This window comes from Cellulosimicrobium sp. SH8, from assembly GCF_025818875.1.
GTDB classification, from domain to species: Bacteria; Actinomycetota; Actinomycetes; order Actinomycetales; family Cellulomonadaceae; genus Cellulosimicrobium; species Cellulosimicrobium cellulans_D.
This window is the reverse complement of record NZ_JAMXMH010000006.1, coordinates 17,247-41,097: the sequence shown is the minus strand read 5'-3', so window position 1 is coordinate 41,097 and position 23,851 is coordinate 17,247. Positions and strand designations below refer to the sequence as shown.

Below are 23,851 nucleotides of genomic sequence, written 5' to 3'. Positions count from 1 at the left end.
GATGCGGCAGCTCCTCCTTCGTTGCCGCGGCGAGGCTCTCTAGCCGGTCCCTCGTCGCGGTGGTCGGTGTGCCGGCTGACACCCATCAGACGACCCGAAGGACCCACGATGAACGCCTCAGCCCCCTCCTCGACGCCGACCGCCACGGACGCGAACCCGCAGCGGCCGTCGGGAATGCCGATCCACAAGTACCTGCCGTTCCACCGGCAGATCGACGTGTCGGTGCCCGACCGCACGTGGCCCGACAAGCGCATCGAGACCGCCCCCCGCTGGTGCGCGGTAGACCTGCGCGACGGCAACCAGGCCCTCATCGAGCCCATGAACGCGGAGCGCAAGCTGCGCATGTTCGAGCTGCTCGTCGAGATGGGCTACAAGGAGATCGAGGTCGGCTTCCCCTCCGCCTCGCAGACCGACTTCGACTTCGTCCGGATGCTCATCGAGGAGGACCGCATCCCCGACGACGTCGTCATCCAGGTCCTGACGCAGTCGCGCGAGCACCTCATCGCGCGCACCTACGAGGCCATCAAGGGCGCCAAGCAGGCGATCGTCCACCTGTACAACTCGACGTCGGTGCTGCAGCGCGAGGTCGTCTTCCGCTCCGACCCCGAGGGCATCATCGCGATCGCCGTGGACGGCGCGCGACTGTGCAAGAAGTTCGAGGAGACCGTCCCGGAGACGACCGTCTACTACGAGTACTCGCCCGAGTCGTACACCGGGACCGAGCTCGAGTTCGCCGCGCGCATCTGCAACGAGGTGCTCGAGGTCTTCGAGCCGCGCCCTGACCGCAAGGTCATCATCAACCTGCCCGCGACGGTCGAGATGGCGACGCCCAACGTCTACGCCGACTCGATCGAGTGGATGAACCGGCACCTGAACCACCGCGAGAACGTCGTCCTGTCGCTGCACCCGCACAACGACCGCGGCACCGCCGTCGCCGCCGCAGAGCTGGGGTACCAGGCCGGCGCCGACCGCATCGAGGGCTGCCTGTTCGGCAACGGCGAGCGCACCGGCAACGTGTGCCTCGTGACGCTGGGCATGAACCTGTTCAGCCAGGGCGTCGACCCGCAGATCGACTTCTCCGACATCGACCACGTGCGCCGCACCGTCGAGTACTGCAACCAGCTCGGCGTGCCCGAGCGGCACCCGTACGCCGGCGACCTCGTCTTCACGGCGTTCTCCGGCTCGCACCAGGACGCCATCAAGAAGGGCTTCGACGCGATGGCCGTCCACGCCGAGGCGGAGGGCAAGACCGTCGACGACCTCGTGTGGGCCGTCCCGTACCTGCCGATCGACCCCAAGGACGTGGGCCGCTCCTACGAGGCCGTCATCCGCGTCAACTCGCAGTCCGGCAAGGGCGGCATCTCCTACCTGCTGAAGTCGGAGCGCCACCTCGACCTGCCGCGCCGTCTGCAGATCGAGTTCTCCCAGGCCGTGCAGCACCACACCGACCAGCAGGGCACCGAGGTCACGGGCGACGACATCTGGCGGATCTTCTCCGACGAGTACCTGCCCGTCGAGGCCGACTCCGGCCTGGAGCCGTGGGGTCGCCTCAAGCTGCGCTCCACGCGCGCGTCGTCGAGCGAGGACGGGCCGGACACGCTGAGCGTCGACGTCGTCGACCGTGGCGAGCAGCTCACGCTCGAGGGCACCGGCAACGGCCCCGTCGCCGCTTTCGTCGACGCGGTCGCCCAGGTGGGCGTGGACGTCCGCGTGCTCGACTACGCCGAGCACGCCCTGTCCGAGGGCGGCGACGCGCTCGCCGCCGCCTACGTCGAGTGCCAGGTGGGCGACGACGTCCTGTGGGGCGTCGGGATCGACCCGTCCATCACCACGGCGTCGCTCAAGGCCATCGTGTCCGCCGTGAACCGCGCGGAGCGCGCGGAGGGCTGACCACCGCCTCGCCGATCTCACCGACGGCCCGGACGACCTCGTCGTCCGGGCCGTCGGCGTTTTGTCGACACGGCGTTGGTAAGATGCCGACGCACTGTCGATAACATCGGAAGGTCCCTCATGTTCCTCGCGTTGCGCGAGCTCGTCTTCGCGCGCACCCGCTTCCTCCTCATGGGCGGAGTCGTCGCGCTCGTCGCGGTCCTCGTCGTCCTGCTCTCCGGGCTGTCGGCCGGCCTCGTCAACGACGGCGTCTCCGGCCTCAAGCGCACTCCCGTCACCGACTTCGCCTTCGACGCGGGCACCGGGAACGACGCCGCGTTCACCCGGTCGGTCATCGAGACGGCCCAGGTCGGCACCATGGCCGAGCAGCCGGGCGTGCTCGAGGCCGCCCCCTACGGCCTGCTCCTGGCGAACGCGCACCAGGAGGACGGCTCGCCCGTGGACCTCACCCTCGTGGGCGTCGAGCCCGGTTCGTTCGTCGCCCCCACCGCCCTCGCGGAGGGCGACCCGGTCGGTGCGGCGGACGGGATCGTCGTCTCCGCGACCGCCGCCGACGACGGCCTCTCCGTCGGGGACACCGTGGCTCTCGCACGACCGGAGCGCACCCTCACCGTCGTGGGCGTCCTCGAGGACCAGCACACGTTCGGCCACGTCGACGTCGCGTACCTCCCGCTCGGCACGTGGCAGGAGCTGTTCGCCGGCGCGGAGGACCCGGGGGCGGACGTCCCGGACGTCGCGACCGCCGTCGCGCTGCGGACCGACCCCGGGTCGTTCGACCGGGAGTCCGCCGACGCAGCGGCGGGCACGGTGACGCGCACGCTCACCGAGTCCTTCGACGCCTCGCCGGGGTACGCGGCCGAGACCGCGACGCTCCTGCTCATCCAGGTGTTCCTCTACGCCATCTCCGCGCTCGTCGTCGGCGCGTTCTTCACCGTGTGGGTCATCCAGCGGCGGCACGAGATCGCCGTCATGCGGGCGATGGGCGCGCGGCGCCGCTTCCTGCTCGCGGACAGCCTGGGGCAGGCCGCCGTGCTCCTGCTCGCCTCGATCGGCGTGGGCTTCGCCCTCGGCGTCGCAGCCGGGGCGGGCCTCGGTGCGTCCCCGATGCCGTTCGCGCTCCAGGCGCCCGACCTCGTCCTGGCCGGCGTCCTGCTCTTCGCGCTCGGGATGGCCGGAGCGGCCGTGGCCGTCGCGCGCGTCACCTCCGTCGACCCCCTGACCGCCCTGGGAGGGCAGCGATGACCACCACCTCCACACCCGCCACGCCCGTGCTCGAGATCGACCGGGTGACCGTCCGCCACGGCGACGGGGACTCGACCGTCGTCGCGCTCGACGAGGTCAGCCTGAGCGTCGCCGCGGGCGAGCTCGTCGGCGTCGTCGGTCCGTCGGGCTCCGGCAAGTCGAGCCTCCTGGCTGTCGCCGGCGCGCTGACGGCGCCCGAGTCGGGGACCGTTCGCCTCGAAGGGGTCGACCTCGGGGCGGCGGGCGAGCGCGAGCGCGCCCGGCTGCGGCGCGAGCGTATCGGCTTCGTCTTCCAGTCCGGCAACCTCCTCCCCGCGCTCACGAGCGTCGACCAGCTCCGGCTCGCGCTGCGGGTCGCCCGGATCGACGAGCGAGACCCCCGCGCCCGCGACCCCCGCGAGCTCCTGGAGTCCGTGTCCATGAGCCACCGTGCGGACCGTCGCCCGGACCAGCTCTCCGGCGGCGAGCGGCAGCGCGTGGGCATCGCCCGCGCGCTGGTCGCGAGCCCCGCGCTGCTCCTCGTCGACGAGCCGACGGCGGCGCTCGACCGGGCGCGCAGCCACGAGGTCGTGAGCCTCCTGGCCCGCGAGGCCGAGGCGTTCGGCGCCGCCGCGCTCATGGTGACGCACGACCACGACGTGCTCGAGCACTGCCACCGCGTGGTCGAGATGGTCGACGGACGCCTCGGGGTCCCCGCCGTCGCCGGGTGACCGGCCGGGTGCTCAAGGGGGCGGCGCCGGAGAGGACGGCGCCGCCCCCGCGCCCGGTCCTCGGGCATGATGGTCCGGCCGGGCCGTCGTGCCCGGGGAGAAGGAGGCACCGTGCCGAAGATCGCCGCTCCGACGGTCGCGGAGCACCGCGCCGCGCAGCTGCGGACCTTGCTCGACGCCGCGCGCGAGCTCATCCGTGAGGACGGGAGCGGGCTCACGCTCGCGGCGGTCGCGGCGCGCGCCGGGCTCGCCAGGTCGAGCGTCTACCAGTACTTCGGCTCGCGGGAGGCGCTCCTGGACGCCGTCGTCGCCGACGTCGTGCCGCGCTGGTCGGCGCGCATCACGGCCGCGGTGGCTACCGCGGCCTCCCCGGAGGACGCGATCGTCGCCTATGCGCGCGAGAACCTGCTCCTCGTCGCCGAGGGTGAGCACGCGGTCGTCGCCGCGCTGCGCGCCGAGGCGGGCCGCGAGGCGCTCGCGCGGCAGAGCGCGGCGATGCACGCGACGATCCTCGTGCCGCTCGTGGAGGCCCTGGAGCAGCTCGACGTCCCGGACGCCGCGCGCTCCGCGGAGCTCGTCAACGCCGTGGTCCTCGCCGCGGCCCGCCAGGTGGAGGCCGGCGAGGACGCGGAGACGACGCTGGACCGCGTACGGGCCGTCCTCGCGTGCCTCGCGCCGGCCTGAGCCCCGTCGGCGGGTGGTGCGCGCCGTGTCGGCGGCGTGACGGACAATAGGGGCGTGGTGCTGTACCGAGACGACGCGATCGTGCTGCGCGCCCAGAAGCTGGGCGAGGCGGACCGTATCGTCACCCTCCTGACGCGCGAGCACGGGAAGGTGCGCGCCGTGGGCAAGGGCGTGCGGCGCACGTCGTCCCGGTTCGGGGCGCGGCTGGAGCCGTTCATGGTCGTGGACGTCCAGCTCTACGCGGGCCGGTCGTTGGACACGGTGACGCAGGCGGAGACGATCGGCCCGTACGCGCGGCGGATCTGCGAGGACTACGGCCTGTACACCGCGGGGGCGGCGATGCTGGAGACGGCGGAGCGACTCGTGGCCGACGAGCGCGAACCGGCGGTGCAGCAGTACTGGCTGCTCGCGGGGGCGCTGCGGGCGCTGTCCGAGCAGGCGCACGCACCGAGCCTGGTGCTGGACTCCTACCTCCTGCGGGCACTGGCGGTCGCGGGCTGGGCGCCGTCGTTCGTCGACTGCGCGCGCTGCGGCGAGCCGGGCCCGCACCACGCGTTCGCCGTCGCGCAGGGAGGCGCGGTGTGCTCGCGCTGCCGCCCGCCGGGTTCGACGGCGCCCGCCCCCCAGACCTTCGCCCTCCTCGCCGCGCTGCTCGCGGGGGAGTGGGAGACCGCCGACGCGTCGGACGCCCGGCACCGCAAGGAAGCGAGCGGCCTCGTGGCCGCCTACAGCCAATACCACCTGGAGAGAACGTTGCGATCACTGCGCATGGTCGAGCGGGACGCGCCCGTCGCCCCGCCTGCCGCCTCGCCCGCCGGACCGGTCGGCGTCGTCGCCGACCGTCGGGGAACGGGGGCGGACGCCTGATGGCGAAGCGGACGTACGCTCCGCCGTACCCGCACCCGAGCGGTGCGCGACCACCGGCGATCCCGGCGCAGTTCGTGCCGAACCACGTGGCGGTCGTCATGGACGGCAACGGCCGCTGGGCCAACGCGCGCGGTCTGCCCCGCACCGCGGGCCACGAGGCGGGCGAGGCGGCACTGCTGGACGTCGTCGCGGGGGCGATCGAGATCGGCGTCAAGCACGTGTCGGCGTACGCGTTCTCCACGGAGAACTGGAAGCGCTCGCCCGACGAGGTGCGGTTCCTCATGGGCTTCAACCGCGACGTGATCCGGCGCCGTCGGGACGAGATGGACTCGTGGGGCGTGCGCGTGCGGTGGGCCGGGCGCCGGCCGCGGTTGTGGACGTCCGTGATCAAGGAGCTCGAGATCGCGGAGGAGCAGACGAAGCAGAACGACGTCTGCACCCTGACGATGTGCGTCAACTACGGCGGGCGTGCGGAGATCGCCGACGCTGCGGCCGCCATCGCGCGCGAGGTCGCCGCCGGGCGGCTCGACCCGGGCAAGGTCACCGAGCGCACGGTCCAGCAGCACCTCGACGAGCCCGACCTGCCGGACGTCGACCTGTTCCTGCGCAGCTCGGGCGAGCAGCGCACGTCGAACTTCATGATCTGGCAGGCCGCGTACGCGGAGCTCGTGTTCCTCCCGGAGCCGTGGCCGGACGTCGACCGGCGGTCGCTGTGGCGTGCGGTCGAGGAGTACGCGCGGCGCGACCGCCGCTACGGGGGCGCGGTGGACGCCGTGGGCAGCACCGCCTGACGGACCGTCGTGGGGGTCGCCGCCGGGACGGTGTCGGCGCCGACCGGTAGCGTGCCCGGCATGGCTCTGAGCATCGGCATGGTGACCGTGGACTCCACCGACCCCCGTCCGCTGGCGCAGTGGTGGGCACGCCAGCTCGGCGGGCGGGTCGTCGACGAGGCGGACGGGTGGTTCCTCGAGGTCGTGCCCGCCGAGGGGGTGAGCGCCCCGGTGCTCGGCTTCCAGCGCGTCGACGACCCGACGCCCGGCAAGAACCGGCTCCACCTGGACCTCGGGACGTCCGACCGCGAGGCGGACGTCGCGGCGCTCGTGGCGGACGGCGCGACGCTCGTCGCGGAGCACACCATCCCCGGGTACCGCTGGGCGGTGCTGGCCGACCCGCAGGGAAATCAGTTCTGCGTGGGCGCGCCCGAGGAGCCGGCGACGGACGTCGGCTGAGGTAGGCGGTCGTCGCCGGGCCCTCCGGACAGGCCGCTCGTCCCGTGGCCGTGTCGCCGGTCCCGGGACGGCCCGTCAGCGGGCGAGCGCGTCGAGCCGGGCGGCGAGCTCGACCGGTCGGCTGAGCGCCACGAGGTGGCCGCCGGGCAGCGTCTCGACCTCGGCACCGAGGCGCTCACGGGCGACGGCGCGCTGGAAGGGCACCGGGAACAGTCGGTCGTCGTCACCCTGGAGCACGACCGTGGGGACGTCCGGCCAGGCGGTAGCCGGCCACGGCTCGGCGAACGAGCGCTCGGACGGCTCGCGGTCGCTCTGCTGCACGGCGACCGCGACCGCGTCGGGCACGTCGTGGAAGAAGTCGTCCACGGGGTCGAACGCCCCGAGCCCCGTCGCGGCACGCCGTGCGGCGTGGTCCGTCGTGCGCCACCAGTCGGCGCCCGACTCGCCCGGCAGCGGGAGCATCGGGTTGAGCAGCACGAGCAGACGGACCGGCTCACGCTCGCACACGAGCGGTCCCACGTACGCGCCCATGGACTGGGCGACGACGACGAGGTCGTCCCGCTCGGCGAGACCGGTAGCGCGGTGCAGGGTCGCGACGGCGACGTCGGTGAGGTCCGCCCACCCGTAGGCCTCGTCGTGCTGAGGCAGGTCGACGGGGACGGGGAGGTGTCCGAGCCGGACGAGCTCCGGTGCGAGCAGGTCCCAGTACGCGGGGTCGCCGCCGGCGCCGGGCAGCAGGAGGAACGTGGTCATGCCCGTTCGGACGGTCGGGTGCGCGTCATCTCATCGGTCGAGGTGCGGCGTGTCCGTCATGTCCTGGACGCGGGCGTCGGCGTCGAGGACGAGGCCGTCCCCGTCGAGAGGGGCCGTCGCGCCCGCCACGGAGAGCGATCCCCTGGCGGCGCGGCGTCGAACCATGACGGTCGTCCCGACGACTACGGCGAGGACCAGCAGGACCAGCGCCGCGACACCCCACGGCGACCCGGTCGCGGCGGCGAACGCGGCCGTCCACACGGCCCAGCCGACGGTCGCGTAGATGGTCGCGTGGACCGCGCACCCGAGCGTCATCGCGGCGAGGTAGCGACCGAACGGCATCCGGACGACGCCCGCGGCGGCGTTGACGACCGTCTTGGTGCCGGTCGCGAGGAAGGACACGGGGACGGCGAGGACGCCCCAGCGGCGGACGGTCTCGATCCCGCGCGCCGCCGACCGGCCGGACAGCCAGGCGTGGACGCGCGCGACCCACGGCTTCACGGGCCGCGTGCGGTCGAGCGTCCACGTCGTGACGAGCCGCGCGATCCAGTACGTCGCCTGCGTCCGCACGAACGCGATCGCGAAGAAGAACGCGAACAGCGCCGCGAACGGGGCGCCGTCCAGCGCGTCGGGCACGGCTCAGTCCCGCGCGGAGGCGCGGGCGCACCCCGCGCACGTGCCGAACAGCTCGATCGTGTGCTGGATGTCGACGAACCCGTGCGACGTGCCCACCTGGTTGGCCCACGCCTCGACGGTCGGGCCGTCGATCTCGACGGTGCGGCCGCACGTGCGGCACACGAGGTGGTGGTGGTGCTCGCGGCGCTCGCACCGGCGGTAGAGGTTCTCGCCCTCCTCGGTGCGCAGCACGTCGACGTCGCCGCCGTCCGCGAGGCTCTGCAGCGTGCGGTAGACGGTCGCGAGCCCCACGTTGTCGCCGCGGGTGCGCAGGATCTCGTGGAGCTGCTGGGCGCTGCGGAAGTCGTCGAGGTCCTCGAGCGCGTCCGAGACGGCGGCGCGCTGCCGGGTCATGCGCTGCACGTGTCACCTCCGGGAGTGCGGTCCGACGCCCCCGAGGGTACGAGGTCGAGCTCGACGTCGTCGGGGATGTCCGGGTGCGGGTCGTGCGCCACGCGCGGGCGTCGCCGGACCCACAGCGGCCGCAGGACGGCGACGAGGAGGTAGGTCGCGATCGCGAGGACCACGATGGTCGCGCCCGGTGAGACGTTGTTCCAGTACGTGAAGGACAGCCCCACGACGCACACGACGACGCCGACGACCGACGCGACGAGCATGGTGCGGCGGAACGAGCGCGTGACGAGCTGCGCGACCGCGACGGGCACGATCATGAGCGCGCTCACGAGCAGCAGCCCGACGACCCGCATCGACACCGTGACGGTGAGCGCGGCGACGACGGCGACCGCGATGTTGAGCGTGCGCACGGGCAGGCCCGACGCGCGCGCGAACTCCTCGTCGTGGCTCACGGAGAACAGGGCCGCGCGCAGCCCGACGCCGACGAGCAGGATGACGGCGCTGAGGACGACGGTGAGGACGAGGTCCGACGACGTCACCGTCGAGATGGAGCCGAAGAGGTACTGCATGAGGCTCCCCGAGGAGCCCCCGGCGAGCCCGATGAGCAGGACGCCGCCCGCGATGCCGCCGTAGAACAGGAGCGCGAGCGCGAGGTCGCCGCTGGTCCGGCCGCGTTCGCGCACGACCTCGATGGCGACCGCGCCGAGCACGGCCGCGACGACTGCCCCCGGGATCGCGAGCGCGTCGTTCGGGACGACGCCCATCGCCGCCCCGACGAGCCAGCCGAGCGCGACCCCGGTGAGGGCGACGTGGCCGATGCCGTCGCCGAGGAGCGAGAGCTTGCGCTGCACGAGGTAGGTGCCCACGACGGGCGCGCTGACACCGACCAGGAGCGCGGCGAGGAGGGCGCGCTGCATGAGCGGGTCGGTGAGCATCAGGGAGATCTCGGAGAACAACGTGGTCATGAGGCCGTCCTGGGTGCGTGGCCCGCGGCGAGGTCGGGGTTCAGCGTGTCGGTGAGCCCGGTCTCCGGGCCGGTGGCGCGGTTGTCGGTGCCCGCGGGCTCGTGCGGGTGCAGGTGCTGGTGCGTGGCGCCCGCGTGGGTCGACGACGCGCGGGGCGGGGCGCCGTCGTGCACGACGCGGCCGTGCCGCAGCACGACGGCGCGCTCGATGAGCGGGGCGAGCGCCCCGAGCTCGTGGAGGACGACGAGCACCGTGAGCCCGTCGCCGACGAGCCGCGTCATGGTCGCGGCGAACGCCTCCTGGCTGGGCTTGTCGACGCCCGCCACGGGCTCGTCGAGGACGAGGAGGTCGGGCCGGCGCACCAGGGCGCGCGCGATGAGCACGCGCTGCTGCTGGCCGCCGGACAGCTCGGCGGTGGAGTCGTCCGCGCGGTCGGCGAGCCCGACGAGGTCGAGCGCCTCGACCGTGCGCGCGCGCCAGCCGCGGGGGAGCCGGAGGCGGCCGCCGCCGAGGAGGCCGGAGGCGACGACCTCGGACGCCGTGGACGGCATGCCCGACGGCGCTGCGACGCGCTGCGGCACGTACCCGAGCCGCTGCCAGGGCAGGCGCGGACCGAGCGGTGCGCCGAACAGGTCGACGGAGCCGCGCGACAGCGGGACGATCCCGACGAGCGCCCGCACGAGCGTCGACTTGCCCGACCCGTTGGCGCCGAGGACCGCGACGACCTCGCCGGCGGCGACGGTCAGGTCGATCCCGCGCAGGATCTCGCTCCCGCCGAGGGTCACGTGGACGTCGCGCGCGGCGACGAGCTCCGCTGCGCCCGTCATGAGCAGGCGAGGCCGGAGGTGAGCGCCTCGAGGTTGGACTCCATGACCTCACGGTAGTCCGTCGCCCCCTCCGCGAGGCTCTCGATCGGGTCGAGGAGGGCGGTCTGCACGCCGAGGTCGTCGGCGAGCGTCTGGGTCACCTTGGGGCTCACGAGCGTCTCGAAGAAGATCGTGGTCACGTCGTTCTCGCGGACGACCTCGCCGACCTCGCGCAGGCGCGCGGGAGACGGCTCGGCCTCGGGGTCGATGCCCGAGATGCCGACCTGGTGGAGGTCGTAGCGCTCCGCGAGGTAGCCGAACGCCTCGTGCGACGTCACCAGCGTCGCCCCCGAGCAGGGCGCGAGCGCCTCGGCGAACTCGGCGTCGAGGTCGTCGAGGTCCGCGGTGAGGGCGGCGGCTCCGGCGGCGTAGTCGTCGGCGTGGTCGGGGTCGACCGCGGAGAGCTCGTCGGCGACGGCGTCGCCGACGGCGGCGAGGCGCGTCGGGTCGAGCCAGAAGTGCGGGTCGGTCGCGCCGTGGTCGTGGCCGTCCCCGGACTCGTCCGCGTGCTCGGCGTGCTCCTCCGCGCTCTCGTCGGCGTGCTCGCCCTCGCCGCCCGGGTGCTCCTCGAGCCCGGCGGACGCGGCGGCGTCGACGACGTGCTCCGGGGCCCGCTGCTCGATGCCCTCGTCGACCGCGGGCTGGAAGCCCGAGAGGTAGACGACGAGGTCGGCGTCGCCGATCGCGCGCACCTGGGCGGGCGCGAGCTCGAGGTCGTGCGGCTCGGCCGCGGGCGGCGTGAGGTTGGAGACGTCGACGTGCTCGCCGCCGACCTGCTCGACGACGTACTGGAGCGGGTAGAACGACGCGAGCACCTGGAGCCGGCCGTCGTCGCCGCCGCCGGAGCCGCCGTCGCCGGGGGAGTCGCCGGGGGAGCAGGACGCGACGAGCGCGGCCGTGGCGAGGACGGCGGTGGTGGCGAGGGCGCGACGGCGCCGGGCGGTGGAGCGGTGCATGGGTACCAGTGTCCGCCTTCTTGAGAATGAATGTCAAAACCGTTCCCGGTGAGGCGGGTCACGGCCGGGTACGCTGGTCGGTCGGCGCCCGTGCGGGCGTCGCCCACCCGTCCAGCCCCCACGAGCCACGTGCGGGGCCGTGAGCACCAGGAGTGATGTCCGTGGCCGCAGCGCCCTCACCCACCGCCCGTCTCGACGCCGTCGTCTCCCTCGCCAAGCGGCGCGGGTTCGTCTTCCCCTCGGGCGAGATCTACGGCGGTACCCGCTCCGCGTGGGACTACGGGCCGCTCGGCACCGAGCTCAAGGAGAACATCAAGAAGCAGTGGTGGCGTGCGATGGTCACCAGCCGCGACGACGTCGTGGGCCTCGACTCCTCCGTCATCCTCCCGCGCCAGGTCTGGGTCGCCTCGGGCCACGTCGGCGTCTTCACCGACCCGCTCACGGAGTGCCTGCACTGCCACAAGCGGTTCCGCGAGGACCAGATGATCGAGGAGTTCGAGGAGAAGAAGGGCCGCGCGCCCGAGGGCGGCCTCGCCGAGATCGTGTGCCCCAACTGCGGCACGCGCGGGCAGTGGACCGAGCCGCGCGACTTCAACATGATGCTCAAGACCCACCTCGGCCCTGTCGAGGACGAGTCGGGGCTGCACTACCTGCGTCCCGAGACGGCGCAGGGCATCTTCGTGAACTTCGCCAACGTCATGGGCGCGAGCCGCAAGAAGCCGCCGTTCGGCATCGGCCAGATCGGCAAGTCGTTCCGCAACGAGATCACGCCCGGCAACTTCATCTTCCGCACGCGCGAGTTCGAGCAGATGGAGATGGAGTTCTTCGTCGAGCCGGGCACCGACGCCGAGTGGCACCAGTACTGGATCGACACGCGCACCGACTGGTACGTGGACCTCGGCATCGCGCGCGACAACCTGCGCCTGTACGAGCACCCGCAGGAGAAGCTGTCGCACTACTCGACCCGCACGGTCGACATCGAGTACCGCTTCGGTTTCTCCGGCTCGGAGTGGGGCGAGCTCGAGGGCATCGCGAACCGCACCGACTTCGACCTCAAGACGCACGCGGAGCACTCGGGCAAGGACCTGTCGTACTTCGACCAGACGAAGAACGAGCGCTGGGTCCCCTACGTCATCGAGCCGGCCGCGGGCCTCACCCGCTCGCTCATGGCGTTCCTCGTCGAGGCGTACACCGAGGACGAGGCGCCCAACGCGAAGGGCGGCGTGGACACGCGCACCGTCCTGCGGCTCGACCACCGCCTCGCGCCGGTCAAGGCCGCCGTCCTGCCGCTGAGCCGCAACGAACAGCTCTCGCCCAAGGCGAAGGACCTCGCGACCGAGCTCCGCAAGTACTGGAACGTCGACTTCGACGACGCCGGCGCCATCGGCCGTCGGTACCGCCGCCAGGACGAGATCGGCACGCCGTTCTGCATCACGGTCGACTTCGACACGCTCGACGACCAGGCCGTGACGATCCGGCACCGCGACTCGATGGCCCAGGAGCGCGTGGCGCTCGACAAGGTCACCGAGTACCTCGCCGGGCACCTGCTCGGCGCCTGACCGTCCGTCCGGTCGCGTGCGGGGGAGTCCTCGCGCGACCGGCACGCAGGAGGGGCGGGACCGTTCGCGGTCCCGCCCCTCCGTCGCGTCGTTCGGGACGCGTCGCCCCCTGCGGCCTCGCGCTAGCGGGCCGCCCCCTTCGCCCGGTTGAGCAGGCCGACCACGAGGCTCACGACCAGCACGATGATGCCGATCCAGATGAGGATCTTCGCGGCTTCGATGGCGACACCGAGGATGAGCAGCACGGCGCCGACGATGACCAGGATGAGCCAGAGAGGCATGTCGTCCCTTTCGTCCGTGTCCGGCCTGGATTGCCGGACCTTCCCACCGTCACACGGGTCGCGTCCACTCGCTCGCTCAGAGGCGTTCGCCGCGGGGCTCCGGCCGGATGGGACAATGGAGCGCGTGACTGCTCCCGCCACCGTCCTCAGCACGACGACCGCCGCCGACCCCGGCACGGGTCGGCTGCTCGCGCCGCTGCAGATCGGTCCGATCGTCGTCGACACCCCGGTCGTGCTCGCGCCGATGGCGGGCGTGACGAACCGCGCCTTCCGCACGCTGTGCCGTGAGGCCGGCGCGAGCGGCGGCGACGACCCCGGGCTCTACGTGGCGGAGATGGTGACGAGCCGCGCGCTCGTGGAGCGGAACACCGAGGCGCTGCGCATCGTGACGTTCGGCGCGGACGAGACGCCACGGTCCGCGCAGGTGTACGGCGTCGACCCGGCGACCGTGCGCGAGGCGGTGCGCATCATCGTCGCCGAGGATCGCGCCGACCACGTCGACCTCAACTTCGGCTGCCCCGTGCCCAAGGTGACGCGCAAGGGCGGGGGAGCAGCCCTGCCCTGGAAGCGGGACCTCTTCACCGCGATCGTGCGGGGCGCCGTCGAGGCGGCGCGCCCCTACGGCGTGCCGGTGACCGTGAAGATGCGCAAGGGCATCGACGACGACCACCTCACCTACCTCGAGGCGGGCCGGATCGCCGAGGGCCTGGGCGTCGCCGCGGTCGCGCTGCACGCGCGCACGGCCGCCGAGCACTACTCCGGCACCGCGGACTGGACCGCGATCGCCCGCCTCAAGGAGGCGGTGACCAGCGTCCCGGTGCTCGGCAACGGCGACATCTGGTCCGCCGAGGACGCCGTCCGCATGGTGCAGGAGACGGGCTGCGACGGCGTCGTCGTCGGCCGTGGCTGCCAGGGTCGGCCGTGGCTGTTCGCCGACCTTGCGGCCGCGTTCGCGGGCCGCCCCGAACGCGTGCAGCCGGGGCTGCGCGAGGTGGCCGACACGATCTACCGCCACGGCGAGCTCATGATCGAGTACTTCGACGGCGACGAGGGCAAGGGCATGCGCGACCTGCGCAAGCACATGGCCTGGTACCTCAAGGGCTACGCGGTCGGCGGCGACGCGCGCCGCGCGCTCGCGATGGTCTCGACGCTCGACGAGCTGCGCGGGCACCTCGACGCGCTCGACCAGGACGCGCCCTACCCCGGCGAGGCCGCCGAGGGCCAGCGCGGTCGCGCCGGGTCGCCCAAGACGCCGCACCTGCCCTACGGCTGGCTCGACTCGCGCGAGCTCGACGCCGAGCACGAGGAGCGCCTGCGCGAGGCCGAGCTGAGCGTCTCCGGCGGCTGACGGCGGTCCGGCGGGCGAGCGGGGGCGTGGCGATGCAGCGGGCGGGGGAGCCGTCGTGGCGCCTGTCCGTGACGGACGGTCACGACCTCGACCTCCTGCTCTGGTTCCGTGACGCGCTCGGGCTCGTCGCCCCGGGCGACGACGTCCCTCCCCGTGCGGTCCCGCGGCCGCCGGACCGGTCGGGTCTGCTGGCAGACGACGAGCGCGCGGCGGCCGCCGGCCGCTGGGCCGTGTGGTGGCGTGCCGCCGTCGCGTTCGCCGGCGAGGGCCACCTCGTGGAGGCGCCCGCGGGTGAGGGTCCGTTCCTCGCGTGGGTGCGTGAGCGCGGCGTCGTGCACGAGGCGATCGGCGCCGCGCCCGGCTTCGCGGCGCTGGGAGACCTGCCCGCGCTGCGCGACGCCGTCGTGCACCTCTTCCCCGACGCGCGCCGCGACCTCTCGCGGCGCGAGGCGGCCCCCGCGGGGGCGCTGCCTCGACGGGTGACGCCGGACGACCATCGTGGGCTGGCCGTGCTCGCCGCGGACGTGGCCCGCGCGCACGGCGTCGGGATCGGGGCGGTGCGCGGCGCCGTGCTCGTCGTCGCCGTGGCGGGACCCTGGTGGCGGGTCGTCGGCCCGGGCGTCGTGGTGTGCTCCCCGGACTACGGCGACGACGCGGCGTTCGCCGCGGAGGTCGTGCGGGCCGCGTTCGCCTCGGGGGTCGCGCTGGCCTGAGGGGAGTCCTCCCCATGTCTCTGCCGCCGGGGCGCTGCTAGCGTCCCGAGCGGTGTGGCCGACGTCACATCGGCGCGGCGAGAGCTCGCTCGGCCGCGGCGCCGCTCCCCGGAGGAGGCCGATGAGCACGACGTGGGGGATGGACGTCACGGCCGTGCGCCGTCTGGCCGCCGCGCTCGACGATGGCGCGAGGCTCCTGGAGGACGCGAGGACGCAGCTCGACGCCCGTCTGGCGGGGGCCTTCGGTCTCGGGCCGGACATGGACGCGTTCCGTTCGCGGTGGAGCGGTGAGCTCGCGCCGTCGCTCGGGCGGGCCGCTGCGACGCTGCGGGACGCCTCGCGCGGCGTCCGGGGGGACGCGGACGCGCAGGAGGCCGCGTCGGCGCCCGGTGGGGGCCCCGAAGACGCTCCTCGAGCGATGGGTCGTGCCGACCCCGCGGAGCACCGCGAGCCGCGCGCGGCACCGCCCGGCGCCGCCGGGTGGTGGGACGCGGCGGTCGACGACTGGCTCAACGTCGGCGAGTCCGTCGACCAGCTCTGGGACGCGACGGGCGGCTCGGTGCTCGAGGGGAGCTGGCCGCGGACCTCGGCGGTGGTCGCCTCGCAGCTCAGGCTCTGGGGCGCGCTCGGCGGCGCGCTCGCCACCACGCTGACCGGGCAGGCCACCGACCTCTTCGACGACGGCGACCCGTCCGTGGGCGACCCGGTCGTCGTGCCGCGCGGCGAGGTCAGGGTGCCCGCAGGGGTGGAGGATCTGATCGGCGGCGTGACGGACGCGTACGGTGCCGGGGACGGCGTCGTACGCCTGACGACTCTCGACACCCCGTCCGGGCCCCGCGTGATCGTGAGCGTCCCGGGGACGCAGCCGTGGGACCCGCGCGCCGGGGCGAACCCGGTCGACCTCACGGGCAACCTCGTCTCGGCCGGCGGCGGGACCTCGACCATGACGGCGGCGGTCGAGCTGGCGATGCGCGTCGCGGGCGTCCCGCCCGGTGCGGAGGTCCTGCTCGTCGGGCACTCCCAGGGCGGTCTGACGGTCGCCGAGCTCGCGAGCGACCCGGCGATCGTGTCGCGCTTCTCCGTGACGGACGTGGTGACGTTCGGGGCGCCCGTCGACGGCGTCGTCGTCGACCCCCGTGTCTCGGTGCTCGCGCTCCAGCACGCGAACGACCTGGTGCCCCGGCTCGACCTGGAGGGTGCGCTGTACGTCCCGAGCCCCGGCCGGCCGGACGTCCCGGTCCTGCCTGGCCTGCCGGGCGTCGTCGACCGTACCCCGCAGCACGTCACCGTCACGCTCCCGAGCCCGGGCGACTGGTGGGACGTCGCGGCCAACCATGCGCACCAGGGCTATGGCGCCTCCGTCGCGGCCAGCCAGGACCTCGCGCTCCTCGCCGCGGAGGAGCGGCTGCGGGAGCGGGGCTTCCTGGGCGGGTCCGTGACCGGCGCGAGGGCCGTCGACGTGGTCGTGCGCCGGACGGACTGACGGCCGGGCGCCCGCTCCCGCGGGGCCCGGCCGTCGTGGCGACGCCTGTCAGACCGCGCGCAGCCAGACCGTCGTGTCGGACGGGACGCGGACCTGCGGGTCGGCCGAGCGGTCCGAGAGGACCGGGCCCGACGCGACGAGGACCTCCGTGCCGCGCGGCAGCACGACGGGCTCCGTGCCGAGGTTGGCGAGGACGACGACGTCACGGTTGCGGAGCGCGACGACGTCCGCGGAGCCGGCGAAGTCCTCCACCCACGCGAGCGTGCCGGAGCCGAGGCGCTCGGCGCGGCGCGTCGCGAGCGCGGTGCGGTAGGTCTCGTAAGTGGAGCCCTCGACGCCGCGCTGCGCGTCGGCGGCGTAGCGCGCGTAGGACGCGGGCTGGGGGAGCCACGTCTTCCCGGACGGACCGAATCCGAACCCGTCGGCGTCCGCGTGCCAGGGGATCGGGATGCGGCAGCCGTCGCGGCCCGCCTCGGCGCCCTGGGTGCGGAAGAACGCAGGGTCCTCGCGCACGTCGTCGGGCAGCGCGGTGTGCTCGGGCAGGCCGAGCTCCTCGCCCTGGTAGAGGTACGACGACCCGGGCAGGCCGAGCATGAGCAGCGACGCGGCGCGCGCGCGGCGCAGGCCGAGCTCCTCGTCGGGCTGCGCGTCGTGCGCGAAGATCCCGTTCGGGCGCAGGCCGGGGTCGGCGAGTCCGAGGCGCGACGCGTGGCGCACGACGTCGTGGTTCGACAGGACCCACGTCGTGGGGGCGCCGACCTCGTCGTTCGCGCGCAGCGACGCGGCGATCACGGTGCGCAGCGGCGCGGCGGACCACGCGGTGGTGAGGAAGGAGAAGTTGAACGCCTGGTGCATCTCGTCCGGGCGGACGTAGCGCGCGAGGCGCGAGAGCGGCTCGACCCACGCCTCGGCGACGAGGGCTCGGTCGCCGTCGTACTCGGCGAGGACGCGGTGCCAGGCGCGGTAGATCTCGTGCACGCCGTCCTGGTCGAACATCGGGCCGGAGTTGCCGGCGCCCGTCGACCCGTCCTCGGGGGCCCCGGGGTCGGCCTCGGTGCCCTCGACCATCGAGACGGTGCCGTCCCAGTCGGGCAGGCCGTCGGCCTTGATCATGCCGTGCGCGACGTCGACGCGGAACCCGTCCACGCCCTTGTCGAGCCAGAAGCGCAGGACCTGCTCGAACTCCTCGCGGACCTCCGGGTTGTCCCACGCGAGGTCGGGCTGCGTGGAGTCGAACAGGTGCAGGTACCACTGGCCGGGCGCCTCGTCGTCGGCGCCGGTGACGGGACGGGCGCCCGCGCCCGCGGTCACGCGGGTCCACGCGGGGCCGCCGAAGATCGACTGCCAGTTGTTCGGGGGCAGCTCGCCGTGCTCCCCCTCGCCCTCGCGGAACACGTAGCGGGCGCGCTCGACCGAGCCCTCGGGCGCGGCCAGCGCGGCCTGGAACCACGCGTGCTGGTCGGACGTGTGGTTCGGGACGAGGTCGACGACGATGCGGATCCCACGGGCGTGGGCCTGCGCGAGCAGCTCGTCGAAGTCGGAGAGCGTGCCGAACAGCGGGTCGACGTCGCGGTAGTCGGCGACGTCGTAGCCGGCGTCCTTCTGCGGGGATCGGTAGAACGGGCTCAGCCACACCGCGTCGACCCCGAGCTCGGCGAGGTGGTCGAGCTTCGAGGTGATGCCGGGCAGGTCGCCGACGCCGTCGCCGTCGCCGTCCGCGAAGGAGCGCGGGTAGACCTGGTAGATCACGGCGTCGCGCCACCACTCGGGCGCCTCGCCCGGGCCGGTGTGCACGAGCGCCCCGGTGCTGAAGGGCGCGGGCGCGGTGGCCGTCGCGATGGTGCTGGCGGTCGGCGTCGAATCGATACGAGTCATCGAGCTGTCGGTCCTCACGTGCGGGGTGTCGGGGTTCTTCAGGGGGGATTCACTCGCAGGCGGAGCGGGGGTGACGCCGACCCTCCATCGAGTGTAAGCGCTTGCGGTGGCGGGACGACGGCGCCCGGTCCGGCGGGCCGGCGGGTGGGTCGTCGACGCCGTGGCGTGCGTCGTGCTGCCGTCAGGCGGTGGGCGAACCCGTCGCGGGAGCGGCGCCCGTGGAGTCGCGGACGATGAGCTCCGGCTGGAAGAGCAGCTCGGTGCGCGGGGCGCGCTCGCCCTCGATCTCGGTGAGCAGCGCGCTGACGGCGGCGTGCGCCATCGCGTTCACGGGCTGGCGCACCGTGGTGAGCGGCGGGTCGGTGAAGGCGATGAGCGGCGAGTCGTCGTAGCCCACGACCGAGACGTCCTGGGGCACCCGCAGGCCGCGCGAGCGGGCTGCGCGGATCGCGCCGAGCGCCATGAGGTCGGAGCCGCAGACGATCGCGGTGTGGCCGGAGTCGATGAGCTCGCCGCCCGCAGCCTGCCCGCCCTCGACGGTGTACAGCGTGACGACGACGTGCTGCGCCGCCTCGGACACGTCGGTCACGAGGCCGTGGCGCACGAGCGAGTCGGCGAAGCTCGCGAGCTTGCGCCGGGCGGGGACGAACCGGTCGGGCCCGATGGCGAGCCCGACGCTGCGGTGCCCGAGCGAGACGAGGTGGCGCACCGACAGCTCGACGCTCGCGACGTCGTCGGGCGAGACGAACGGCGCGTCGATGCCCTCGGCGAACCCGTTGACCAGCACGATCGGGATGCCGCGGCTGCGCAGTCGTTCGTAGCGCTCGTGACTCGCCTGGGTGTCGGCGTGCAGGCCGGAGACGAACACGATGCCGTCGACCGCGTGGTCCATGAGCATGTCGACGTAGTCGTCCTCGGTCGTGCCGCCGGGCGACTGCGTGCACAGCAGCGGGGTGTACCCGTGCTCCGACAGCACCGACTCGATCGTCTGGGCGAACGCCGGGAAGACGGGGTTCGTCAGCTCCGGGACGACGAGGCCGACGAGGCCGGCCGAGCGGGTGCGCAGCGTCGAGGGGCGCTCGTAGCCCAGCACGTCGAGAGCGGCGAGGACCGCCTGGCGGGTCTCGCTCGCGACGCCGGGCTTCCCGTTCAGGACGCGCGAGACCGTCGCGGTGGAGACGCCGGCCTGGGCGGCGAGATCGCTGAGACGGGTGCGCACATGGGGAAGCGTAGGGGACACCGGACCTCCTCGTCCTGGTCGTCCGGTCGGTGAGTCGCGAATCTCCGTGCGGAGGCGCGCGAACTCGTCGGCCGGGGAGGCGGGTGGGCGCCGGACGGCGCCCTGCAAAGCGTTGCATGAAAGTTACCGCAACGACTTGCATCTGTGCCACCTCGCGCTCTACCGTCGTCGCATCAGGGCCCGGCACGACCCCTCGGTCGGTCGGACCACCACCCTCACCACACGCTTGGAGTGACCCGATGCGACGGAGCATCCTTCTTGCCGCCGCGCTGACCACGACGCTGGCGCTCGCCGCCTGCTCGTCCGGCGACAGCGGCGACGACAGCACCACGGAGCCGGAGGAGACCTCGTCGACCGGCTCTCTCACCGTGTGGGTCGACGAGACCCGCATCGACGTCTTCAAGGAGCTGGCCGCCCAGTTCAAGGAGGAGAAGGGCGTCGACGTCAAGCTCGTCCAGAAGGCCTCGGGCGACATCCGCGAGGAGTTCGTCCAGCAGGTGCCGACGGGCAAGGGCCCCGACGTCGTCATCGGCGCGCACGACTGGACCGGCGAGTTCGTGACGAACGGCGTCGTCCAGCCCGTCGAGCTCGGCGACAAGGCCGCCGAGTTCTCCGACGTCTCCGTCTCGGCGTTCACGTACGACGGCGCCGTCTACGGCGTGCCGTACGCGGTCGAGAACATCGCGCTGGTCCGCAACAACCAGCTCGCGAGCGAGACGCCCGCGACGTTCGACGAGCTCGTCGCGCAGAACGCGACGACCGGCGCGCAGTACCCGATCATCATCCAGCAGGGCGACGAGGGCGACGCGTACCACCTGTACCCGCTGCAGACGTCGTTCGGCGCCCCGGTCTTCGTCCAGAACGAGGACGGCTCCTACAGCACCGAGCTCGGCCTGGGTGGCGAGCAGGGCACCGCGTTCGCGAACTACCTCGCCAAGCTCGGCGCCGAGAAGGTGCTCGACCCGGCGATCGACGGCGAGAAGGCCAAGCAGGCGTTCCTCGACGGCCAGTCGCCGTACATCGTGACCGGTCCCTGGTACGCGACGGAGTTCACCGAGGCCGGCATGGACATCTCGGTCCTCCCGGTCCCGAGCGCGGGCGGCGAGCCCGCGATGCCGTTCGTCGGCGTGCAGGGTGCGTTCATCAGCGCCAAGACGCAGAACGCGGTCCTCGCGAACGAGTTCGTCGTGAACTTCCTCGGGACGCAGGACGTCCAGCTCGAGCTCGCCCAGGCGGGCGGGCGCGCCCCGGCCCTCACCGCCGCGGCCGACATGATCACCGACCCGATCATGACCCAGTTCGCGGAGGCCGCCGGCACCGCGCCGATGCCGTCGATCCCCGAGATGGGCTCGGTCTGGCAGTTCTGGGGCACGACCGAGGTCCAGATCATCTCCGGCCAGGCCGCCGACCCGGCTGCCGCGTGGCAGACGATGGTCGACAACATCCAGTCGGCGATCGACGCGGGCTGACCCAGCCAGCGTCGTAGCGAGGCCCCGCCCGTCGTGGGCGGGGCCTCGTGCCACGCGTCACGGGCACGCGATCCCGCGACGCCGCGCAGGACGGCCACCGACGGCCGCCAGAGACCGGAGAGAGCGCAATGAGCAAGCAGGAGACGGCGCCGAGCCCGACCAGCCCGACGGGCACCCGGGTCGACGCCGCGCCACGGAACGAGTCGCACGCCCGGCAGATGAGCCCGGGGTTCTGGGTGAAGCTCGCCCTCATGGCCCTCGTCAACGCCCTCGGCCTGTACGGGGTGTGGACGGCGGCAGCCGTGGGGTCGTGGGGCATCGTCGCGGTGCTCGTCGCCGCGGTCGCGGTCGCGGACTGGGTGTACTTCTCGCGCCGCATGGTGCCGGCGAAGTACCTCTACCCGGGCCTGCTGCTCCTGCTCGTGTACCAGCTCTTCGTCATGGTCTACACGGGCTACGTCGCCTTCACGAACTACGGCGACGGTCACAACTCGACGAAGACCGACGCCATCGAGGCGATCTCCGCGCAGAACGAGCGGCGCGTCGAGGGCTCGGAGGCCTACCCCCTCACCGTGGTGACGTCCGGTGACGACCTCGCGTTCGCCGTCGTGCGCGACGGCGAGGTCGAGGTCGGCGACGCCGAGACCCCGCTCGCCCCGGCGGACGGCGAGGCCGAGGGCGACCGCGTCGTGGCGGTCGACGGCTACGAGGTCCTCGACTTCGCGCAGATCGCCGCCCGGTCGGGGGAGATCACGCAGCTGCGCGTGCCGGTCTCCGACGACCCGGCGGACGGCGGCCTGCGCACGCAGGACGGCTCGGTCTCCTACGTCTTCCTCCCGGTGCTGCAGTACGACGAGGCCACCGACACGTTCACGAACACCGAGACGGGCACGACCTACACGCCCAACGACCGCGGGAGCTTCGTCTCCGCCGAGGGTGAGGCGCTCACGCCGGGCTGGCGCGTCGGCGTCGGGTTCGAGAACTTCACCAAGATCTTCACCGACGACCGCGTCTCCGGGCCGTTCCTGCAGATCCTCGTGTGGACCTTCGTCTTCGCGTTCGTGTCCGTCGCGTCGACGTTCGTGCTCGGGCTCTTCCTCGCGATGACCTTCAACGACCCCCGCGTGCGCGGTCGCAAGGTGTACCGGGCGCTCCTCATCCTCCCGTACGCGTTCCCGGGCTTCCTCGCGGCGCTCGTGTGGAAGGGCATGCTCAACGAGCGGTTCGGGTTCGTCAACGAGGTCCTGCTCGGCGGCGCCGAGATCCCGTGGCTCACCGACCCGTGGCTCGCGAAGCTCTCCGTCCTCGGCGTCAACCTGTGGCTCGGCTTCCCGTACATGTTCCTCATCTGCACGGGCGCGCTCCAGTCGATCCCCTCGGACGTCCTGGAGTCGGCCCGCATGGACGGCGCGAGCCGCTGGCGCACGGTGCGCTCGATCGTGCTGCCGCTGCTGATGATCTCGGTCGCGCCGCTGCTCATCTCGTCGTTCGCCTTCAACTTCAACAACTTCACGCTCATCTACATGCTCACGGGCGGGGGGCCGAACTTCGAGGGGTCGCCGATCCTCGTCGGGTCGACGGACATCCTCATCTCGATGGTCTACTCCGTGGCGTTCGACTCGGGCGTCAAGCAGTACGGGCTCGCGAGCGCGGTCTCGCTGCTCATCTTCGTCATCGTCGGACTGATCTCGTGGCTCGGCTTCCGCCGGACCCGCACCCTCGAGGAGCTGTGACATGAGCGACCTGACCGTCACGGCGCCCGGCACGCCCGCGAGCGCCACGTCGTCCCGCCCCGGCTCCGGCTCGGGCACGCCCTCCACGCCGCTGCGCGACACGAGCCGCCCGCGGGGCCGGCGCTGGTGGTCGGAGATCGGCTGGCGCCACGTCGTGGGCGTCGTCGCGATCGTCTACTGCGTGATCCCGCTGCTGTACGTCCTCTCGGCGTCGCTCAACCCGGGCGGCACGCTCACGGGCTCGAACGACCTGTTCCGCACGGTCGACCGCGCCAACTACGCCGAGCTGTTCGGCACGGACTTCCCGAGCTGGTTCGTCAACTCGCTGCTCGTCTCGTCCGTCACGGCGGTCGGGACCGTGCTCATGGGCGGCGCGGCCGCGTACGCGTTCTCGCGCTTCCGCTTCTCGGGCCGCCGCGCGACGCTCACCACGCTGCTGCTCGTGCAGATGTTCCCGCAGATGCTCGCGGTCGTCGCGATCTTCCTGCTGCTGCTCGCGCTCGGCGACGTGTTCCCGGCGCTCGGCACGGACAACCACCTCGCGCTGATCATGGTGTACCTGGGCGGCGCGCTCGGCGTGAACACGTTCCTCATGTACGGGTTCTTCAACACCGTGCCGCGCGAGATCGACGAGGCGGCGCGCATCGACGGTGCGACGCACGCCCAGATCTTCTGGACGATCGTGCTGCGCCTGGTCGCACCGATCCTCGCGGTCGTGGGACTGCTCTCGTTCGTCGGGACCTACGGCGAGTTCATCATCGCCAAGACGGTGCTGCAGTCGTCCGAGAAGCTCACGCTCGCCGTCGGCCTGTACCAGTGGGCGTCGGACGAGCGCAACGCGCCGTGGGGCCTGTTCGCCGCCGGGGCGGTGCTCGCCGCGATCCCGATCCTCGTGCTGTTCCTCTTCCTCCAGAAGTACATCGTCGGCGGGCTCACCGCCGGGTCCGTGAAGGGCTGAC

At 73.1% G+C, this 23,851-nt stretch carries 23 protein-coding genes; 14 read left to right on the top strand and 9 right to left on the bottom strand.

Annotated elements, in window-relative coordinates:
* The first annotated feature begins 108 nt into the window (after positions 1–108).
* From leuA to NF338_RS09695, 7 genes are all read left to right on the top strand, one after another.
* Positions 109–1,890 carry a 2-isopropylmalate synthase gene (gene leuA / locus NF338_RS09725; protein WP_264030579.1) on the top strand — a complete coding sequence of 594 codons (1,782 nt, stop codon included), beginning with the start codon at positions 109–111 and terminating at the stop codon, positions 1,888–1,890.
* A gap of 120 nt (positions 1,891–2,010) precedes the next feature.
* A complete protein-coding gene (locus tag NF338_RS09720; protein WP_264030577.1) occupies positions 2,011–3,132 on the top strand; it encodes an ABC transporter permease in 1,122 nt (373 codons plus the stop codon).
* A complete protein-coding gene (locus tag NF338_RS09715; RefSeq protein ID WP_264030576.1) occupies positions 3,129–3,842 on the top strand; it encodes an ABC transporter ATP-binding protein in 714 nt (237 codons plus the stop codon). Before NF338_RS09720 ends, NF338_RS09715 begins: the two co-directional genes overlap by 4 nt.
* 111 nt (positions 3,843–3,953) lie before the next feature.
* Positions 3,954–4,526 (top strand): TetR/AcrR family transcriptional regulator, encoded by a 573-nt coding sequence (locus NF338_RS09710; protein WP_264030575.1) that lies wholly within the window; start codon positions 3,954–3,956, stop codon positions 4,524–4,526.
* Positions 4,527–4,580: 54 nt separating this feature from the next.
* Positions 4,581–5,393, top strand: coding sequence for a DNA repair protein RecO (gene recO / locus NF338_RS09705; RefSeq protein ID WP_264030574.1), 813 nt, complete (start codon positions 4,581–4,583; stop codon positions 5,391–5,393).
* Positions 5,393–6,184, top strand: coding sequence for an isoprenyl transferase (locus tag NF338_RS09700; protein ID WP_264030573.1), 792 nt, complete (start codon positions 5,393–5,395; stop codon positions 6,182–6,184). Before recO ends, NF338_RS09700 begins: the two co-directional genes overlap by 1 nt.
* A gap of 60 nt (positions 6,185–6,244) precedes the next feature.
* Entirely contained in the window at positions 6,245–6,622 is a 378-nt protein-coding gene (locus tag NF338_RS09695) for a VOC family protein (RefSeq protein WP_264030572.1), read from the top strand.
* Positions 6,623–6,697: 75 nt separating this feature from the next.
* Here NF338_RS09695 and NF338_RS09690 read toward each other — a convergent pair whose 3' ends face one another.
* Genes NF338_RS09690 through NF338_RS09665 form a run of 6 tightly spaced genes read right to left on the bottom strand, consistent with a single transcriptional unit; the run spans position 6,698 to position 11,191 of the window.
* On the bottom strand, positions 6,698–7,375 hold the full coding sequence (locus tag NF338_RS09690) for an alpha/beta fold hydrolase (protein ID WP_264030571.1): 678 nt from the start codon (positions 7,373–7,375) through the stop codon (positions 6,698–6,700).
* A gap of 30 nt (positions 7,376–7,405) precedes the next feature.
* Positions 7,406–8,011: a DedA family protein gene (locus NF338_RS09685; protein WP_264030570.1), complete on the bottom strand. Its 606-nt coding sequence runs from the start codon at positions 8,009–8,011 to the stop codon at positions 7,406–7,408.
* A 3-nt stretch (positions 8,012–8,014) separates the two neighbouring features.
* A complete protein-coding gene (locus tag NF338_RS09680; protein ID WP_087472417.1) occupies positions 8,015–8,404 on the bottom strand; it encodes a Fur family transcriptional regulator in 390 nt (129 codons plus the stop codon).
* Positions 8,401–9,369, bottom strand: coding sequence for a metal ABC transporter permease (locus NF338_RS09675; protein ID WP_264030569.1), 969 nt, complete (start codon positions 9,367–9,369; stop codon positions 8,401–8,403). The genes NF338_RS09680 and NF338_RS09675 overlap by 4 nt, the downstream gene beginning before the upstream one ends.
* Positions 9,366–10,196 carry a metal ABC transporter ATP-binding protein gene (locus NF338_RS09670; RefSeq protein WP_264030568.1) on the bottom strand — a complete coding sequence of 277 codons (831 nt, stop codon included), beginning with the start codon at positions 10,194–10,196 and terminating at the stop codon, positions 9,366–9,368. The genes NF338_RS09675 and NF338_RS09670 overlap by 4 nt, the downstream gene beginning before the upstream one ends.
* Positions 10,193–11,191, bottom strand: coding sequence for a metal ABC transporter substrate-binding protein (locus NF338_RS09665; protein WP_264030567.1), 999 nt, complete (start codon positions 11,189–11,191; stop codon positions 10,193–10,195). Before NF338_RS09665 ends, NF338_RS09670 begins: the two co-directional genes overlap by 4 nt.
* Positions 11,192–11,352: 161 nt before the next feature.
* Between NF338_RS09665 and NF338_RS09660 the strand changes: the two genes are divergently transcribed.
* Positions 11,353–12,750 carry a glycine--tRNA ligase gene (locus tag NF338_RS09660; RefSeq protein ID WP_264030566.1) on the top strand — a complete coding sequence of 466 codons (1,398 nt, stop codon included), beginning with the start codon at positions 11,353–11,355 and terminating at the stop codon, positions 12,748–12,750.
* Between the two features lie 122 nt (positions 12,751–12,872).
* Here NF338_RS09660 and NF338_RS09655 read toward each other — a convergent pair whose 3' ends face one another.
* The gene (locus tag NF338_RS09655; RefSeq protein WP_157759413.1) at positions 12,873–13,031 is read right to left on the bottom strand and encodes a hypothetical protein; all 159 of its coding nucleotides are present in this window, start codon (positions 13,029–13,031) and stop codon (positions 12,873–12,875) included.
* A 115-nt stretch (positions 13,032–13,146) separates the two neighbouring features.
* Between NF338_RS09655 and dusB the strand changes: the two genes are divergently transcribed.
* From dusB to NF338_RS09640, 3 genes are all read left to right on the top strand, one after another.
* A complete protein-coding gene (dusB, locus tag NF338_RS09650) occupies positions 13,147–14,379 on the top strand; it encodes a tRNA dihydrouridine synthase DusB (RefSeq protein WP_264030565.1) in 1,233 nt (410 codons plus the stop codon).
* 26 nt (positions 14,380–14,405) lie between these two features.
* Positions 14,406–15,092 (top strand): hypothetical protein, encoded by a 687-nt coding sequence (locus NF338_RS09645; RefSeq protein WP_264030564.1) that lies wholly within the window; start codon positions 14,406–14,408, stop codon positions 15,090–15,092.
* Positions 15,093–15,213: 121 nt separating this feature from the next.
* Positions 15,214–16,575 (top strand): hypothetical protein, encoded by a 1,362-nt coding sequence (locus tag NF338_RS09640; RefSeq protein WP_264030563.1) that lies wholly within the window; start codon positions 15,214–15,216, stop codon positions 16,573–16,575.
* Between the two features lie 48 nt (positions 16,576–16,623).
* On the opposite strand, the gene NF338_RS09635 is transcribed toward NF338_RS09640, so the two are convergent.
* Positions 16,624–18,450 carry a glycoside hydrolase family 13 protein gene (locus NF338_RS09635; protein WP_264030562.1) on the bottom strand — a complete coding sequence of 609 codons (1,827 nt, stop codon included), beginning with the start codon at positions 18,448–18,450 and terminating at the stop codon, positions 16,624–16,626.
* Between the two features lie 181 nt (positions 18,451–18,631).
* Positions 18,632–19,669: a LacI family DNA-binding transcriptional regulator gene (locus NF338_RS09630; protein WP_264030561.1), complete on the bottom strand. Its 1,038-nt coding sequence runs from the start codon at positions 19,667–19,669 to the stop codon at positions 18,632–18,634.
* Between the two features lie 260 nt (positions 19,670–19,929).
* On the opposite strand from NF338_RS09630, the gene NF338_RS09625 reads away from it, so the two are divergent.
* From NF338_RS09625 to NF338_RS09615, 3 genes are all read left to right on the top strand, one after another.
* Positions 19,930–21,159, top strand: a complete 1,230-nt coding sequence (locus NF338_RS09625; protein ID WP_264030560.1) for a maltose ABC transporter substrate-binding protein — start codon at positions 19,930–19,932, stop codon at positions 21,157–21,159.
* Positions 21,160–21,287: 128 nt separating this feature from the next.
* On the top strand, positions 21,288–22,892 hold the full coding sequence (locus NF338_RS09620) for an ABC transporter permease subunit (RefSeq protein WP_412846517.1): 1,605 nt from the start codon (positions 21,288–21,290) through the stop codon (positions 22,890–22,892).
* Position 22,893: 1 nt separating this feature from the next.
* A complete protein-coding gene (locus NF338_RS09615) occupies positions 22,894–23,850 on the top strand; it encodes a sugar ABC transporter permease (protein WP_264030559.1) in 957 nt (318 codons plus the stop codon).
* Position 23,851: the final 1 nt, after the last annotated feature.

Bases quoted from the DNA above. Each gene is read 5' to 3' on its own strand.
- NF338_RS09690 (WP_264030571.1), bottom strand. From the start codon at position 7,375: ATGACCACGTTCCTCCTGCTGCCCGGCGCCGGCGGCGACCCCGCGTAC.
- NF338_RS09635 (WP_264030562.1), bottom strand. From the start codon at position 18,450: ATGACTCGTATCGATTCGACGCCGACCGCCAGCACCATCGCGACGGCC.
- NF338_RS09665 (WP_264030567.1), bottom strand. From the start codon at position 11,191: ATGCACCGCTCCACCGCCCGGCGCCGTCGCGCCCTCGCCACCACCGCC.
- NF338_RS09625 (WP_264030560.1), top strand. From the start codon at position 19,930: ATGCGACGGAGCATCCTTCTTGCCGCCGCGCTGACCACGACGCTGGCG.
- leuA (WP_264030579.1), top strand. From the start codon at position 109: ATGAACGCCTCAGCCCCCTCCTCGACGCCGACCGCCACGGACGCGAAC.
- NF338_RS09620 (WP_412846517.1), top strand. From the start codon at position 21,288: ATGAGCAAGCAGGAGACGGCGCCGAGCCCGACCAGCCCGACGGGCACC.
- dusB (WP_264030565.1), top strand. From the start codon at position 13,147: ATGGAGCGCGTGACTGCTCCCGCCACCGTCCTCAGCACGACGACCGCC.
- NF338_RS09670 (WP_264030568.1), bottom strand. From the start codon at position 10,196: ATGACGGGCGCAGCGGAGCTCGTCGCCGCGCGCGACGTCCACGTGACC.
- NF338_RS09655 (WP_157759413.1), bottom strand. From the start codon at position 13,031: ATGCCTCTCTGGCTCATCCTGGTCATCGTCGGCGCCGTGCTGCTCATC.
- NF338_RS09640 (WP_264030563.1), top strand. From the start codon at position 15,214: ATGAGCACGACGTGGGGGATGGACGTCACGGCCGTGCGCCGTCTGGCC.
- NF338_RS09715 (WP_264030576.1), top strand. From the start codon at position 3,129: ATGACCACCACCTCCACACCCGCCACGCCCGTGCTCGAGATCGACCGG.
- NF338_RS09675 (WP_264030569.1), bottom strand. From the start codon at position 9,369: ATGACCACGTTGTTCTCCGAGATCTCCCTGATGCTCACCGACCCGCTC.
- NF338_RS09720 (WP_264030577.1), top strand. From the start codon at position 2,011: ATGTTCCTCGCGTTGCGCGAGCTCGTCTTCGCGCGCACCCGCTTCCTC.
- NF338_RS09700 (WP_264030573.1), top strand. From the start codon at position 5,393: ATGGCGAAGCGGACGTACGCTCCGCCGTACCCGCACCCGAGCGGTGCG.
- NF338_RS09615 (WP_264030559.1), top strand. From the start codon at position 22,894: ATGAGCGACCTGACCGTCACGGCGCCCGGCACGCCCGCGAGCGCCACG.
- NF338_RS09680 (WP_087472417.1), bottom strand. From the start codon at position 8,404: ATGACCCGGCAGCGCGCCGCCGTCTCGGACGCGCTCGAGGACCTCGAC.
- NF338_RS09695 (WP_264030572.1), top strand. From the start codon at position 6,245: ATGGCTCTGAGCATCGGCATGGTGACCGTGGACTCCACCGACCCCCGT.